1 protein-coding gene is annotated in these 435 nt (G+C 74.3%); it reads right to left on the bottom strand.

The window, feature by feature from the left end; all coding sequences use genetic code 11:
- Window positions 1–435, bottom strand: a 435-nt coding sequence (locus tag AC4IJH_RS43735; RefSeq protein WP_490857602.1) for a hypothetical protein, incomplete at both ends; no start/stop codon positions are given.

The following is a 435-nucleotide window of genomic DNA, read 5'->3' as shown; positions in this document are numbered from 1 at the left end:
GTGGTGGCCAGGCCTTGGGCCACGACCTCGCGGCCGGGCAGCGGCGTCTCGTCCAGCGCCAGCAGCGAGACCACACCGGACAGCGCGGCAGGGTCCGTACCGGCGCTCCGCAGCGCCTGATCGAGCAGCGCGGCCACATCGGGCCGGTCCACGGTCCCGGCCGGTATCTCGACGATCACGGTCTCGGCGCCGCGGGCGGTCAGCGCCGCCACGCTTCCCCGGGTCAGCTCGGCCGCCGCAGGTCCGGCAGGCGTCACGACCAGCCACTGTCCTGAAAGCCGTGCAGTGCCCTGCTCGGTGGCAGGAGCCCACGTCACGCGGTAACGCCAGCCCGCCGTCGCCGACTTGTCCCGCTCGTGGCGCCGCCAGGACGCCAGCGCCGGCAGCACCGCACCGAGCTGCTTCTGGTCCTCGATCGCCAGCGTGTCCGCGATC

Source organism: Streptomyces sp. UF-297 (genome assembly GCF_058245575.1).
The sequence above is the reverse complement of the archived record's forward strand: the minus strand, read 5'-3'. Positions and strand labels throughout refer to the sequence as shown.